This is a genomic window from Denitrificimonas caeni (assembly GCF_905120345.1).
Lineage (GTDB): Bacteria > Pseudomonadota > Gammaproteobacteria > Pseudomonadales > Pseudomonadaceae > Denitrificimonas > Denitrificimonas caeni_A.
In genome coordinates, this window is the sequence record NZ_CAJHOA010000004.1 from 348,177 (window position 1) to 362,098 (window position 13,922).

A 13,922-nucleotide genomic window follows, 5' to 3' on the forward strand; every position below is an offset into this window, starting at 1 on the left:
GCACTGCGCTCACCTAGAGGTACGACAAACTATCACGTGAATAGAATGTCTTGCACAACACCGCAAGTCCGCCTGGCACGATGTGGACGGCAGAGTATTGCGCACCGCTAGCCCAGCAAAAAATATCCTCGAAGGCTGAGGTGTGCTGATCAGCTCAGCGCTATAGAATCAGTTGTCCTCGACATTAAAGCCCTCTTTGACACAGCCAAGACAGCGTACAAATGCGGCTCGACCCGGTTCGACCACCAGCGCTTTACCGGCGCGATCAACACTGCCACTGAGTGCAGTAAAGGGTAAGGCCACCACAAACAAACCGGCACCAATGATGGTTGCTGCAATCAGTAATGGTCGGGCAATAACGAGATCGGCAACCATCGCGTAAGCCTCAGGTGCTTCCACTTCATAGACTGGATTGCCGCTGGCATTGGTATTGGCAGCAGACACAGGTACGCTTACCAAACTCATAGATAGGGCTAACATTGCAGCAATCACTCGAAACATATTCATAATAGCTATCCTTCAGCAGATTTTATTCAATAATACAGACTTATACAGCAATCTAAGGTTGATCAATACGGCTCTGGTTAAGCCACTGGCAAAAAATAGTTTTGCACTCGTTTTCAAGTTACCGCTGACATTTAGCACAGTACACGCTGGCACGTTGCCCGAGCTTGACGTCTTTTAACTCACTGCCACAGCATAAACAGGGCTGTCCGGCTCGGCCATAGACAAACAGTTTCTGTTGAAAATAACCAGGTTTACCATCACCGCCGACAAAGTCACGCAGTGTGGTGCCACCCTGCTCAATGGCTGCCGCTAAAATACGTTTAATCTCGACGGTCAAGTTGGCATAGCACGCTTTTGAGACACTGCCTGCTTCGCGACGTGGATCAATCCCTGCAGCAAATAAAGCTTCACTGGCATAAATATTACCGACACCAACAACCACCGCGTTATCCATAATAAAGGGTTTAATCGGCATACTGCGAGCACGCGAGCGCTCGTACAGATGATCTACAGTAAAATCATCTAACAAGGGCTCAGGACCCAGCTTTAGTAGCAGTTTATGCTGCAAAGGAGGCTCTGTACTCCAGAGCATCGCGCCAAAGCGGCGGGGATCGGTGTAACGCAAGACCAAACCTGACTCAAGCTCAATATCAACATGGTCATGTTTAGCCACTGGCGTGCCAAATTCAACAATCCGCAAGCTACCAGACATGCCCAAGTGACTGATTAAGGTGCCTACCTCGGCGCCTATCAGCAGGTACTTGGCACGACGCTCCACACTGACAATAGTCTGTCCAGATAAACGTATGTCCAAGTCCTCAGGAATCGGCCAACGCAAACGTGAATTACGCACCACCACACGCTGCACCCGTTGCCCAATCAAATGAGGGGCAATACCGCGGCGCGTGGTTTCAACTTCTGGAAGCTCAGGCACGATCAGTTACGCTTTAATACAAAGGTACTAAAGGTCGTGTGCCCCGGCAACTCCATCACCAGCTCATCACCTTCTTGCAGTGGTCCCACTCCTGCTGGCGTTCCGGTCAACACCACATCACCCGGCTGCAGTGCAAACTGTCCAGCGATATGCTGAATCAACGGCAGCACTGGATAGAGCATTTCACGGCTGTTGCTGTCTTGGCGTACTTCACCATTAATAGTCAAACGCACATCAATATCGGCCGTATCGTTAATCGTCGAACCAGCAACGAACGGCGCTAATACGCAAGCGCCATCAAAAGACTTCGCGACTTCCCACGGCCAGCTTTTCTCTTTCAAACGCTCTTGCACATCACGCAAGGTTAAATCCAAGGCCGGTGCAAAACCTGAAATCGCATCCAAGGTTTCTTCTTCGCTAGGCTGTCGCGATAACGGCTTACCAATCAAGACCGCAATTTCAATTTCATAATGCACCGCACCGCGATCATGCGGAATACTAAAACCGCCTTCGGGCGAAACCACACAGCTGCTCGGTTTAATAAACAACAGCGGCTCAGTTGGCACTGGATTATTCAGTTCTTTCGCGTGCGCAGCATAGTTACGTCCCACGCAAACCACTTTACCCACTGGAAAATGAATCCGCGTACCGTCGATATATTGATGTTGATAGCTCATAAAAAACCCTTAGATAGCGAGAAGCAGCGAACTACGATAACAGTCCACCCGACCATTAAACCGGAAAAATCTTACCCGGATTCATAATGCCATTTGGATCAAAAATAGCCTTAACCGCCTGCATATAAGCAATTTCTTCCACAGAACGACTGTAATGCAGATAGTCACGTTTAGTCATACCCACACCATGCTCAGCCGAGATGGAGCCATTGTACTTCTGCACCGTTTCAAAAACCCACTGGTTAACCACAGCACACTGGGCGAAAAACTCATCTTTGCTGAGATTATCCGGCTTAAGAATATTGAGATGCAGATTACCGTCACCGATATGACCAAACCATACCACTTCAAAATCAGGGTAGTTTTTCGCAACAATGTCATCAATATCACGTAAAAATGCCGGTACTTGACCAACAGTCACCGAGATATCGTTTTTGTAGGGTGTCCAATGCGCGATAGTTTCAGAGATATATTCGCGCAGCTTCCATAGGTTTTCTAACTGCTGCTCGCTTTGACTCATCACCCCGTCCAACACCCAGCCCTGCTCGACGCAATGCTCAAAAGTAGTCAGTGCACGTTCGGCGATTTCATCACTGATTGCTTCAAATTCAAGCAACGCATAAAACGCGCAATCAGTTTCGAACGGCGCAGGTACATCACCACGCGCCAAGACTTTAGCCAAAGCTTTGTCTGAGAAAAACTCAAAGGCAGTTAGATCTAGAGTATTTTGGAAAGCATGCAGTACAGGCATAATCGAATCAAAATCAGGCACACCCAAGACTAAGGCGGTTAGATTTTTCGGCGCCCGATCTAAACGCATGGTCGCCTCGACAACAAAACCTAAAGTGCCTTCTGCACCAATAAATAGCTGGCGTAAATCGTAACCGGTAGCGTTTTTGATTAAATCTTTATTCAATTCAAGCAGATCACCTTTACCGGTGACCACTTTCATACCGGCCACCCAGTTACGGGTCATGCCATAGCGAATCACTTTAATACCGCCAGCGTTGGTACCGATATTACCGCCAATCTGGCTGGAACCAGCGGACGCGAAGTCCACGGGATAGTACAAACCTTTGTCTTCAGCAAACATTTGTAGCTGTTGGGTGACGACACCTGGCTGGCAGACCACAGTACGATCCATGTCATTAAAGGCTAATATTTGATTCATATTATCAAAGGACACCACCACTTCACCGTTGGCCGCTACCGCGCCCGCTGATAAACCAGTACGCCCGCCTGAAGGCACTAAGGCAACCTTATAGTGATTGGCCCAACGCACAATGGCTTGAACGTGCTCAGTAGTTTTCGGAAACACAATCGCAATCGGCGCTGGGGCAAAGTGCTTCGTCCAGTCTTTACCATAAGCATCTAATGAATCTGCATCCGTCAGTACTTTACCGGCATCAACAAGGGTTTTTAGCTCTTCTATAAGGGCAAGATCGGTCATTTTAGGAACTCTCACACTGTTCATGGTCTGCCTGAAGACTCTTCACGTCATAAGGCTGGCTGTTTTTTCTGTTGCTTATGGTAGCATGGGCGTCCCGCTAGTCGCGCCTCACGCCGATTCCCGGGCCGGCTTTATTTTTTGCCGTTCCGGTCAGTTCTCACTGTCCGTCAACTTGCCATTCACATTAGGACAACAGGTCTACGCAGATGAGTAAAACATCGCTTGATAAAAGCAAAATCCGTTTTCTTCTTCTTGAAGGTGTTCACCAGAACGCAGTAGATACACTGCATGCGGCTGGATATACCAATATTGAGTATATTACCGGCGCACTACCAGAAGCAGAATTAAAAGAAAAAATCGCCGATGCCCATTTTATAGGCATCCGTTCGCGCACTCAATTGACGGAAGACGTTCTTGAATGCGCACAGAAACTGATTGCTATCGGTTGTTTCTGCATTGGTACCAACCAAGTCGACCTCAATGCCGCACGTGAGCGTGGGATTGCTGTGTTTAACGCACCCTACTCCAACACTCGCTCGGTCGCTGAACTGGTATTAGCGCAAGCTATTATGCTGATTCGTGGCATTCCAGAGCGTAACGCAGCGAGTCATCGTGGCGGCTGGATGAAAAGCGCTACCGATTCATTTGAAATCCGTGGCAAAAAGCTTGGCATTATCGGTTACGGCTCTATCGGTACGCAGTTCTCAGTACTGGCTGAAGCGCTCGGTATGGATGTCTACTACTACGACGTAGTCACCAAACTGCCATTGGGCAATGCCACTCAGGTTGCAACCCTGAATGAGTTGTTGGCGATGTCTGACGTGGTGTCTTTACACGTCCCAGAGCTACCATCCACTGAGTGGATGATTGGTGAGAAAGAAATTCGCACCATGAAAAAAGGCAGTATTTTAATGAACGCTGCACGCGGTACTGTAGTGGTTATTGAAGCACTGGCTGAAGCCATCAAAGACAAGCATCTACTTGGCGCAGCAATTGACGTATTCCCAGTTGAGCCGCGTGCCAATGGCGAAGAGTTTGAAAGCCCTCTGCGCGGCTACGACAACGTGATTCTAACCCCGCACATCGGTGGCTCAACCCAAGAAGCGCAAGCTAACATTGGTCTGGAAGTTGCGGAAAAACTGGTTAAGTACAGTGATAACGGTACCTCCGTATCGTCTGTTAACTTCCCAGAAATGGCACTGCCATCTCACCCAGGCAAGCATCGTATCCTGCACATCCACCAGAATATCCCTGGTGTGATGGGCGCGATTAACAAAGTGTTTGCTGACAACAAAATCAACGTTTCCGGTCAGTTCTTACGGACTAACGAAACGGTTGGTTATGTGGTGATTGATATTGATGCAGCTCACTCTGAGCTGGCATTAAGCAAGCTGCAAGAAGTGGAAGGCACCATGCGTTGCCGTATTTTGTACTAAGTACTGCGCGCTGTGTGATCGAAAGGGAAGCTTAAGCTTCCCTTTTTTAATGCCCATCCACTAAGCTCGGCGACGAAACCAGCCGGTAATCGATAAGCGATCACGGGTTGCCGGCAATACTTCATGCGGCCATTGCGCTGACATAAACACCATCAAGGTGCCCGCTTGCGGCGCCACATCATAGATCCGTTCATCCTCTAAATACATACGCAATTCACCACCCTGCCCGGGTAACCACTGCTCATTTAAATAGGCCACACAACTGACTACACGTCGGTCATCATCACGAAAACGGTCCAGATGCTTGGCATAAAAGGCACCTGGCGGATAGAGAGCAAAATGACTTTCAAAATCCTCTAACCCTAAAAATAAGGTTTGATTGATTGCTACACGCAATTGCTCAATTAACGCTAAGTAACGGTCGACAGCATGATGATCTCCAGCCTCTAACCATTGAATATGATCGCCGCGGATATTCTCATGTACAATTTTTGCTTCGCCCCGACCTATAGCTGCCGGTTCTAATTCACCGCATTGCGCACGTTTATGGCACTCTTTAGCCAGTTCTGTTGTCAGATCAGTAGGAATAAAAATAGTTTGCTGAGACCAACCGTGCGTGGCCAAATCATCAACAATACGCGCAAACAATGGTGCGATTGGTAGTGTATTCATAGTTAACCCAAGTCAAGAGCTTATGATGTACGTTTTGTACGCTGCTTAGTGAGGGTTACCCCAGCATATCGGCATGCATTTGATGCATAATATGCTGTATTGGGCTAGCCACATATTTATTTCATTGGTAGCGCAGCAGTCGCCCCGAAAAGACTGTCTCTAGGGCATGATCGCGTATTTTTTAATGTTTTCTTTAGGGGTATTTATGCGTTTTTTATTGTTTTTTTGTGTTTTATTCAGCAGCCAAAGTATTTTTGCTGATGCCTATCTTGATCTATACAAACAAGCAGGCTGGCCCCAGCAGCACAGGCATTTTTCTAGTGCTGTACAACAGACTCAACTGCGTTACCAAAACACCTTGCCCAGTGCTATTTATCAAACCTTAGTGGATAACAGTAATAAACGTTTTGCCGCAGAAGCCATGCAACAACGTGCGCAACAAGCATTACGACAGAACTTAGCCAACCCAACAGCCGCTTTGACTTTTTTCCAATCATCGCTGGGTCAAAAAGTTAGCGCGGCAGAAATAGCAGCCTCGCACCCTGAGCAACTTAAGCGTTACGCTGACGGCTTACCATCGATCCAAGCTGACGCGACACGGCGCTTACTGATTCGCCACCTGAGTAACGCTCTGCCGGCCAGCCAAGCGGGAGCAGAAGTCACGCTAGCCTTAGGTAGCGTTGCTGCCGATAGCTTAAGCCAAATGTTGCCAGGCTTAATGGGCTCCGAGCAGGCCAATGCTTTACTGGATAGCCAACGCCAACGTTTAGTTTCACAAGTTGACGTCAATATTGATAATACCTTGCTACACGTCTATCAAGGCTTATCCGATCCTGAGCTTGAAGAGTTTGTCAGCTTTGCCCAATCCACAGAAGGTCAAGCGTACTACCAAGCGGCGTTTAAAACCTTACAAGCAAGCTTACGCTCTGCTCGTTAAGTATGAGTCGTACAACGCTTAACTAAGCTGCTCACGTAAAAAGCTAAAGTACTGTTCGCGCTGTACTAACTCTTCATTGGCTAAATGGTGACGCGCCTCTGGCAGTAGCAATAATCTAGCGTGGTTAAACTTATCATCTAGAAAATTTAAATTGTGCTGCCAATCAACCGTCATATCTGCCTCACCTTGCACGATAATCGGGCTGTGACTACTGCGTTTAGCCTGCTCAATATAAGTAATCCACTGGGCTAATGCTCCGACCCATAGCGTCGGCAATATTTTCGCCTGCAGTGGATCATGACGCACAAAATCGACAAAGGCGGCATCGTGCGAGTTATCCGTATAACGTCGCGGAACACTGGAACGAAAAGGTTTAACCATCTGATAGAGCAATTTTGATTGCTGCCAAGCTCGCGGGCGCACTAGAGGAGCGAGCAAAATTGTTTCACCTAATTGCGTAACCGGCTTCTGAGTCAATAAGTAATCCAACGCAATCGCAGCGCCTGTACTTTGTCCGAGGATATGCCAAGGTTTAGGTAAACGCAGTTGCTCTGCTTTAGCCAGTAGAGCTTGCAACACCTGTTGATACTCTTGAAAAGAGTTAATGCTAGCGGGCGCACCGCTGGACAAACCGTGTCCAGGTAAATCACAACTCAGAACAGCAAAATTTTGCTGCAAAGCCCAATCATAAACATGCCCATACAAGCCCATATGATCGTAGTAACCATGCAGTACCAGTAGTGTAGCTAGGGCCTGTGGCGGCCGATAAACGTGCATTGCAATGCGATAACCTACGACATCAACAACACCTAAACGGCAGTCAAGATCAGTATCGCGCAAAGCAAAATCAATGTTGTAGAAACGTCGCCAAGTGCCTGCTAAATCAGGATCAACACTCTTAACATCAAGCGTTGGTAAGACAGTTTTTAAAGCCTGCGGATTGAACCCTGTCATTAATATACACTCTTATAAACACTCTATACTGCGACATTCTGGACATATAGATTTTAAGCAACTCATGGCACTCTATACTATCCTGTGTGTATGGTATTTATGAAATCATCTATTTGGAAAAAAATACTGATTGGCATCACTCTTATCCTTTGGCTTGGCTCCATGCTAACCGGATTATGGTGGTATAAAACGCGTTTTATCCGGCCATTTAGTGAAACCACCGCAGTATTTAGCGGCCAGGGTTTACGCCTGCCAGACAGCATCGCTGGGCGTGGAGCGATTCGTTTTGTCCACTTTTGGGATCCAAGTTGTCCATGCAATGTCGGCAATCAGCAACATTTAGTGGAAATGATTGCGCGCTATGCCGGCAAAGTTGAATTTTATCACTTACAAAAGCCCGGTAGTCGCGGCCAACTACCCAAAGCACTCAGCAGCATGCGTCATTTAAGTAGCCTCCCAGGTTCTGAAGATTTGCCTGCTAGTCCTGCGGTCGCCATCTGGGATACGACGGGACACTTGGCCTATTTTGGCCCCTACAGTGAAGGCGCTGTGTGTAATTCCAGCAACAGTTTTATTGAGCCAATCTTGGATGCACTACTCGATAATCGCCCAGTTAATGCAGCGAATACATTAGCAGTAGGCTGTTTTTGTAACTGGCAGCCGTCGCCAGACAAATAAAACCCTGCAAAATCTATGCTAGGATGCCTATATACTTATGGCTATAAAAAGCCGCCCACTCACGCTTATTAGTGGAAAATAAAAATGGAACCGCATCCCTTATATCAAAAAATATTACGTGAGCATCACTTGTTTATTGCGCTCAACGAGAGTCAGTTGACGCAGTTGATAGAAGAAAGCCAATTACTCAACCTCGAAAAAGGTGCCTATGTTTTTCATCAAGGCGAAGCCTGCAATAACTTTGGTTTTGTTATTTCTGGTAGCGTAAAAATTTATCGATTAACAGCTGATGGTCAAGAAAAAGTCTTTGAAGTGATTGGTGATCGTAATACCTTTGCAGAAGCCATGATGTTTATGGACACCGGTACTTACGTTGCCACAGCCCAAGCGGTGCTACCGACTCAACTGTTAATGTTATCCAATGCAACCTATACCCGTTTACTACGTGAAAACACAGAAACGGCAATGGCACTGTTAGCGGCTCTATCGGTGCGCATGCATCAGCGTCTCAATGAAATTGAAATCCTTTCGCTGAAAAATGCAACCCATCGCGTCATTCGCTATATTCTTTCGCAAGCTTTACGCTCATGCAGTAAATGCAATACTCCAAGTTTTGAGCTGCCGATGGCCAAGCGTTTAGTCGCGGGGCATTTATCGATTCAACCAGAAACCTTCTCGCGAATTATTCATCATCTCAGTGACGAGGGTATTATTAAGGTTGATGGTCGTTTAATCTGCATTGTCGATCGCGAACGCCTCGAAAACTACGAATAAACATCTTACTTGATAGCTATCAAGCACTCTGTTATGTCATTTATGACAAAATTTATCGAAAAGAGGGGTGCTTATGCCAACGTGTCTATATTGCCAACATAATAACTCTGCTGAGCAGTCAGTCTGTGAAAACTGCGGGATGAATTTACCCCAGCACACTGAGCGCAATGAGGCGCAACGTCTTTTGCGCTTCAAACTGTTTGTAATTGGTCTGACTATCTTTTGCGCCATTATGATTGTCTGGTTACCTCGCAGTAATCCAGCCGGTGGTTAAGCTGACACCTGACGCGCACCCCGACTTTGCCAAAAAACCACCAGTAGTAACAAAAAGCTTAACGACCACAACAGTGTCGCGCCCAACAACCAAATATTGCTTTGTTGGCCAAGCAATGCGGGTATCACCCGCAATACAGCCGCGCAATTGATCAAAACTCCAGCCAGATGACTCAATGGCCGTGCATTCGGATCGCGATAACGCTGCAGCAACTGAGTACGCGCCATCACCGTTAGCGTCAAAGTACCCAGCGCGCCAACGGTTAATGCATGAACGCCCGCGCTGAGCAGCGCAGGTTTAAATAACAGGGCGCAACCGAGCAGACACAAGCCAAGCGCCAGCCACGCATAACCGGCACCCAACAATAATAAATCAGCTCGATCGCGGCAATGCCATAACTGCCAGCGCAGCAGACGTAACGCCGTCAACACGCCGCATAGCAACACCAATACACCCGCGAACTGCTCACTGAAAACACTCGGTAACGGGTAAAGCGCCAGCACCATAAATAGAATAATCAGCACAGCTCCTTCAATATTAGGTTGCACACGTGCTTGCAGAGTGCGCTGCTGTCGTAACAAATGCCCAGCTACGGCTGGCGCGATAATCCGTCCTCCCATAAAGAACATTAACAAGGCTAAACCCAGCAATAGTTCAACTAGGATCTTTTGTCCTTGCCAAGTGGGCTGTGCGGCAAACGCCAGCAAAGTACAGAGAATAAGCAATAACGGTGCGGTGGTTTTATTGCGCCATTTTTTAGCCGAACGAGCAAAGCGCGGTACCGTCCAAGCGGCAGTTAATCCCGCTACCGCTAAAGCACCCGACCATGCCAACGGACTGCCGGGAAAACATAAAAAACCCAGCCGCGCCAGCAGCCAAACAGCTATCAGCAGCCAAACTTTAGGTGCTGCAATCGGTCCTAATAAGTAGCCTGCGACCACCAACATAGCGTAGCCAATCAACATCTCATGGGCATGACCAAAAGCGCTGTACAATCCTACTGGCGCAGGGATACCCATCAGCAACGCTAAACTTGACCAAGGTAAAATCAGCGCAGCGTAAGCAGCCGCCAATGGAAACAAGTACTGACTGGCGGGTCTTTTACGTTTTTTTACCGACGGCTTTGCGGTGGCATTCACCAAAACAACCATCCTCTTTTAAGTCGTTGATTTATACCTATGCTGGCTCACTATTGCGTCAGCTGACGGTATAACTGCGGCAAACGTGTGGGCAAATGTTCGGGTTCACGAATTAAGGTATAACCATTCGCACCAAACATGTACGGCAGGTAGTCAGCCGCCTCGCGGTCAATGGTGATACAGAATGGTATCAAACCCATTTTCTGTGCTTCTAACACGGCTTGGCGAGTGTCTTCGACACCGTAGCGACCCTCATAGAGATCCAGATCATTCGGTTTGCCATCGGTGACTAACAATAAGACGCGACGCTTATGGGGGCGTTCTTTGAGTAACGCGCTGGCTTGGCGAATCGCCGCACCCATCCGGGTGTAATAACCCGGTTTTAAGCCCTGAATAGTCCCACGCACGCTGTCTTCATAGCGCTGATCAAAGCGTTTAATTTCTTGCATACGCACTTGATGGCGACGTAATGAAGAGAAGCCATAGAGAGCAAAATCATCCCCCACAGCCGATAACGCCTCGCCAAACAGCAACATACTGTCAGCCACCACATCAATCACACGACGCTCATCATTGATGTGTGAGTCGGTCGACATGGATAAGTCTGCTAACAATAAACAGGATAGATCACGGTGCTGCTGACGTTTTTCCATAAACAAACCGCGCTCAGCGACTTGGCCGTGCTGACGTTCAACATGGAAATCCAAACAGGCTTGTAAATCGAGCTCATCGCCTTGTGGTTGCTGGTGTAACCAGCGTGGCTCACTGCGTAAGTTCTCAAATTGACGCCGGATGCGGCGTGCCAACTGACTCAAGCGTAACGGTAACGGTGCCGCCTCTTGATCACGCGGCTGCATCATCTGCACATTCACAAAGTCTTCTTGCAGGGCGTTTTTACGAAAATCCCATTCAGGTAACTTAATCCCTTCTCCCAGCGGAATATCATCGACATCCGCTGGCGGTAAATCGAGGTGTAATTTTAAACCACCGCCTTTGCGTTTACGTTTGCGCGATAAGGCAATCTCATCTAAGTCATCGGCAACCCGCGCCGCATCTAAATCTTCGTTATCATCACCACAGCGATCGACATCAATATGCTCAGACCAGCTGAATAAATTTTCTAAACGAAAGAGCAATAAACCTTGCTTACCCGAGTTATCTTCAACCCGCTTCGCCTGTTTACGCACATCACGGCCTTCACCTTGTGCGCTCCCCATCACATCACCTTCGTCATCCTCGCTTTCAAGCTCGCTGGCTTGTGGATCGCCAAGACGTTCAGCCGGATATAACCACAACGGTAGCGGAAACGGCGCACGCTCTGTGACCGGAAAATCAACAACACTGCCTGGCTCTTGCAAGGCTTGACGTAAAGCACGCTCTAAAGCGGCTTCATTTTTCTTTAATGAATTAGGGTCTGGACGTAACGCTAAATGTGCATCCAGTAAACGCTGATAACGTGAACGCAGCGCTGGATACTGTTCCAGCAAATTTTTCGTCCAACGTTGATTATCACGCCCCCAATGGCGCATTTTGTCAGACGTGGCCGCCAGCAATGCCAACCAGCGGTAGAGGTCTCGATTGAGTTCAGGGTCAGGATAGACAGCCAAACTAGCGGGCAGGCGTAAGTTTTCCGCATCAGCCCAGGCCACCGCCAATTGCTGGCTACTGCCGGCGACTTGCTGAATCAGTGAGCGACGCAACACCATTTGTCGTGCACTGGAGGCTTCTACGGCAATCCCAGAAGCGCCGCCTAAGGCGCGAAACAGCACAGCCAAAGAACGCTGCATATCCACTAGTTCAATCTGTGCCTCGGGAAAGCCTGGATCAGCACGTCGGGTAATAAATCGATGCCAAACACCACCGGCCCACTCTTCAACTTCAACTCCAATGCCCATCTGCAACCTCGCTTACTGCTGCGTTACCTGTACAGAAAGCCCATACAGCTATCGCTAAAACAACTTCGGCCCGCTGTACAAGCCGGGCCGAAGATCATGACATCATCACGTTAACTTACGTAATTATGCGTGCCCAGCGACAACGCCAGTGGTCAACGCTGCGCGTCCACGTTGGCGGAAGCTCAACAGGTAGCAGACCAAACCGACCAAGAAGACGACGCCTGCAGCTAAACGGAACCAGTAGAAAATCATCAGCTGATCTTGCGTGGCCATAAAGGACAGTGCAGCACCGTCTTCTGGCATACGTTGCAGCCAGATTTGCACAACACCGGCAGCAGATAAGAACAGTGTGATAAACACCATACTGATCGTCATCAACCAGAAGCCCCACATTTCCAATACTTGCGCTTTGTTATCAGCCGCTTCACCTAAGCCGCGTAACTTTGGCATGGCGTAGGAAATCAAGGTCATCACGATTAAAGCATAGGCGCCATAGAACGCTAAGTGACCGTGTGCTGCTGTCAGCTGTGTACCGTGCGTGTAGTAGTTGACTGGCGCGAGGGTATGCAAGAAACCCCAGACACCGGCACCTAAGAACGCAGTGACCGTAGTACCCATCGCCCATAATGCAGCGGCTTTGTTAGGGTGCTCACGACGACGGCGGTTAATCATGTTGAAGGCGAACAGCACCATCGCAAAGAACGGTAACGGCTCCAGTGTCGAGAAGATCGAACCGACCCACAGCCAAACGGTTGGCGCACCAATCCAGAAGTAGTGGTGACCCGTACCTAAGATACCGGAGATCAGCGCCATCGCAACAATCACATACAACCACTTCTCAATCACTTCACGGTCAACACCGGTGATTTTGATCAATACATAGGCCAGCATCGCCGCCATGATCAATTCCCACACACCTTCTACCCACAAGTGCACCACATACCACCAGTAGAACTTATCGCGCGTCAGGTTATCTGGGTTGTAGAAAGAGAACAGGAACATCACTGCTAAACCGATTAGACCGGTCATCATCACCACGTTAATCGCGGTTTTGCGGCCTTTCAGTACAGTCATACCGACGTTATAGAGAAAGCCGAGGCAGACGACAACGATACCGACCTTAGTGATCAACGGCTGCTCAAGGAACTCACGTCCCATGGTTGGCAATAGATCGTTACCGGTCATTTGCGCCAATCCAGCATAAGGTACAAATAAGTAACCCAAGATGGTTAACACGCCAGCTGTAGCAAATATCCAAAATAAGATCATCGCCAATTTTGGACTGTGTAATTCGCGATCAGCTTCTTCAGGGATCAGGTAATACGCCGCCCCCATAAAGCCAAACAGTAGCCACACGATCAATAAGTTAGTGTGCACCATCCGTGCGATATTGAAGGGAATCAGCGGAAACAAGAAGTCACCGATGATGTACTGCAACCCCATGATCAAACCGAACAAAATTTGCCCAACAAACAGGATCAGAGCAAACACGAGGTACGGCATCGCCACCTTTTGCGAGGTGAATTTTATGTACGGATTATTGGACATAATCAGTTCCCCTTAGACTGCCAAACCACGTGGGCTGACAGTGCGTA

The 13,922-nt window shown here is 48.3% G+C and carries 14 protein-coding genes; 5 read left to right on the plus strand and 9 right to left on the minus strand.

What is annotated here, in order from left to right; all coding sequences use genetic code 11:
* Positions 1-168: 168 nt before the first annotated feature.
* The 4 genes from JYJ62_RS09725 to JYJ62_RS09740 form a co-directional block, all read right to left on the minus strand.
* Entirely contained in the window at positions 169-507 is a 339-nt protein-coding gene (locus JYJ62_RS09725) for a multidrug transporter (RefSeq protein ID WP_205342011.1), read from the minus strand.
* Between the two features lie 118 nt (positions 508-625).
* Positions 626-1,441 carry a bifunctional DNA-formamidopyrimidine glycosylase/DNA-(apurinic or apyrimidinic site) lyase gene (gene mutM / locus JYJ62_RS09730; protein ID WP_205342012.1) on the minus strand — a complete coding sequence of 272 codons (816 nt, stop codon included), beginning with the start codon at positions 1,439-1,441 and terminating at the stop codon, positions 626-628.
* A 2-nt stretch (positions 1,442-1,443) separates the two neighbouring features.
* A complete protein-coding gene (locus JYJ62_RS09735) occupies positions 1,444-2,118 on the minus strand; it encodes a fumarylacetoacetate hydrolase family protein (protein WP_205342013.1) in 675 nt (224 codons plus the stop codon).
* A 55-nt stretch (positions 2,119-2,173) separates the two neighbouring features.
* A complete protein-coding gene (locus JYJ62_RS09740; RefSeq protein WP_205342014.1) occupies positions 2,174-3,568 on the minus strand; it encodes an FAD-binding oxidoreductase in 1,395 nt (464 codons plus the stop codon).
* Between the two features lie 206 nt (positions 3,569-3,774).
* Between JYJ62_RS09740 and serA the strand changes: the two genes are divergently transcribed.
* Positions 3,775-5,004 (plus strand): phosphoglycerate dehydrogenase, encoded by a 1,230-nt coding sequence (gene serA / locus JYJ62_RS09745; protein ID WP_205342015.1) that lies wholly within the window; start codon positions 3,775-3,777, stop codon positions 5,002-5,004.
* A gap of 60 nt (positions 5,005-5,064) precedes the next feature.
* On the opposite strand, the gene JYJ62_RS09750 is transcribed toward serA, so the two are convergent.
* A complete protein-coding gene (locus JYJ62_RS09750) occupies positions 5,065-5,676 on the minus strand; it encodes a 2OG-Fe(II) oxygenase (protein ID WP_205342016.1) in 612 nt (203 codons plus the stop codon).
* Between the two features lie 205 nt (positions 5,677-5,881).
* Here JYJ62_RS09750 and JYJ62_RS09755 point away from each other — a divergent pair, with 205 nt between their 5' ends.
* A complete protein-coding gene (locus JYJ62_RS09755; protein WP_205342017.1) occupies positions 5,882-6,613 on the plus strand; it encodes a DUF2059 domain-containing protein in 732 nt (243 codons plus the stop codon).
* An 18-nt stretch (positions 6,614-6,631) separates the two neighbouring features.
* Here the strand turns inward: JYJ62_RS09755 and JYJ62_RS09760 are convergent, their stop codons facing one another.
* Entirely contained in the window at positions 6,632-7,567 is a 936-nt protein-coding gene (locus tag JYJ62_RS09760) for an alpha/beta hydrolase (protein WP_205342018.1), read from the minus strand.
* Positions 7,568-7,666: 99 nt separating this feature from the next.
* On the opposite strand from JYJ62_RS09760, the gene JYJ62_RS09765 reads away from it, so the two are divergent.
* The 3 genes from JYJ62_RS09765 (at position 7,667) to JYJ62_RS09775 (ending at position 9,293) form a co-directional block, all read left to right on the plus strand.
* Positions 7,667-8,245: a DUF6436 domain-containing protein gene (locus JYJ62_RS09765; RefSeq protein ID WP_205342019.1), complete on the plus strand. Its 579-nt coding sequence runs from the start codon at positions 7,667-7,669 to the stop codon at positions 8,243-8,245.
* 84 nt (positions 8,246-8,329) lie between these two features.
* On the plus strand, positions 8,330-9,019 hold the full coding sequence (locus JYJ62_RS09770; RefSeq protein ID WP_205342020.1) for a Crp/Fnr family transcriptional regulator: 690 nt from the start codon (positions 8,330-8,332) through the stop codon (positions 9,017-9,019).
* Between the two features lie 73 nt (positions 9,020-9,092).
* A complete protein-coding gene (locus tag JYJ62_RS09775; RefSeq protein ID WP_205342021.1) occupies positions 9,093-9,293 on the plus strand; it encodes a DnrP protein in 201 nt (66 codons plus the stop codon).
* Here the strand turns inward: JYJ62_RS09775 and JYJ62_RS09780 are convergent.
* The 3 genes from JYJ62_RS09780 to JYJ62_RS09790 all read right to left on the minus strand — a co-directional run bounded on the left by JYJ62_RS09780 (position 9,290) and on the right by JYJ62_RS09790 (position 13,878).
* A complete protein-coding gene (locus tag JYJ62_RS09780; RefSeq protein WP_232365756.1) occupies positions 9,290-10,432 on the minus strand; it encodes an NnrS family protein in 1,143 nt (380 codons plus the stop codon). The genes JYJ62_RS09775 and JYJ62_RS09780 overlap by 4 nt on opposite strands.
* A 50-nt stretch (positions 10,433-10,482) precedes the next feature.
* Complete coding sequence (locus tag JYJ62_RS09785) at positions 10,483-12,327, minus strand: nitric oxide reductase activation protein NorD (RefSeq protein WP_205342023.1); 1,845 nt, start codon at positions 12,325-12,327, stop codon at positions 10,483-10,485.
* 123 nt (positions 12,328-12,450) lie between these two features.
* A complete protein-coding gene (locus tag JYJ62_RS09790) occupies positions 12,451-13,878 on the minus strand; it encodes a cbb3-type cytochrome c oxidase subunit I (RefSeq protein ID WP_205342090.1) in 1,428 nt (475 codons plus the stop codon).
* Positions 13,879-13,922: the final 44 nt, after the last annotated feature.

Coding starts and splice junctions, on each gene's coding strand:
- JYJ62_RS09755 (WP_205342017.1), top strand. CDS start 5,882: ATGCGTTTTTTATTGTTTTTTTGTGTTTTATTCAGCAGCCAAAGTATT.
- JYJ62_RS09775 (WP_205342021.1), top strand. CDS start 9,093: ATGCCAACGTGTCTATATTGCCAACATAATAACTCTGCTGAGCAGTCA.
- JYJ62_RS09740 (WP_205342014.1), bottom strand. CDS start 3,568: ATGACCGATCTTGCCCTTATAGAAGAGCTAAAAACCCTTGTTGATGCC.
- JYJ62_RS09785 (WP_205342023.1), bottom strand. CDS start 12,327: ATGGGCATTGGAGTTGAAGTTGAAGAGTGGGCCGGTGGTGTTTGGCAT.
- serA (WP_205342015.1), top strand. CDS start 3,775: ATGAGTAAAACATCGCTTGATAAAAGCAAAATCCGTTTTCTTCTTCTT.
- JYJ62_RS09735 (WP_205342013.1), bottom strand. CDS start 2,118: ATGAGCTATCAACATCAATATATCGACGGTACGCGGATTCATTTTCCA.
- JYJ62_RS09725 (WP_205342011.1), bottom strand. CDS start 507: ATGAATATGTTTCGAGTGATTGCTGCAATGTTAGCCCTATCTATGAGT.
- JYJ62_RS09770 (WP_205342020.1), top strand. CDS start 8,330: ATGGAACCGCATCCCTTATATCAAAAAATATTACGTGAGCATCACTTG.
- JYJ62_RS09750 (WP_205342016.1), bottom strand. CDS start 5,676: ATGAATACACTACCAATCGCACCATTGTTTGCGCGTATTGTTGATGAT.
- JYJ62_RS09760 (WP_205342018.1), bottom strand. CDS start 7,567: ATGACAGGGTTCAATCCGCAGGCTTTAAAAACTGTCTTACCAACGCTT.
- JYJ62_RS09765 (WP_205342019.1), top strand. CDS start 7,667: ATGAAATCATCTATTTGGAAAAAAATACTGATTGGCATCACTCTTATC.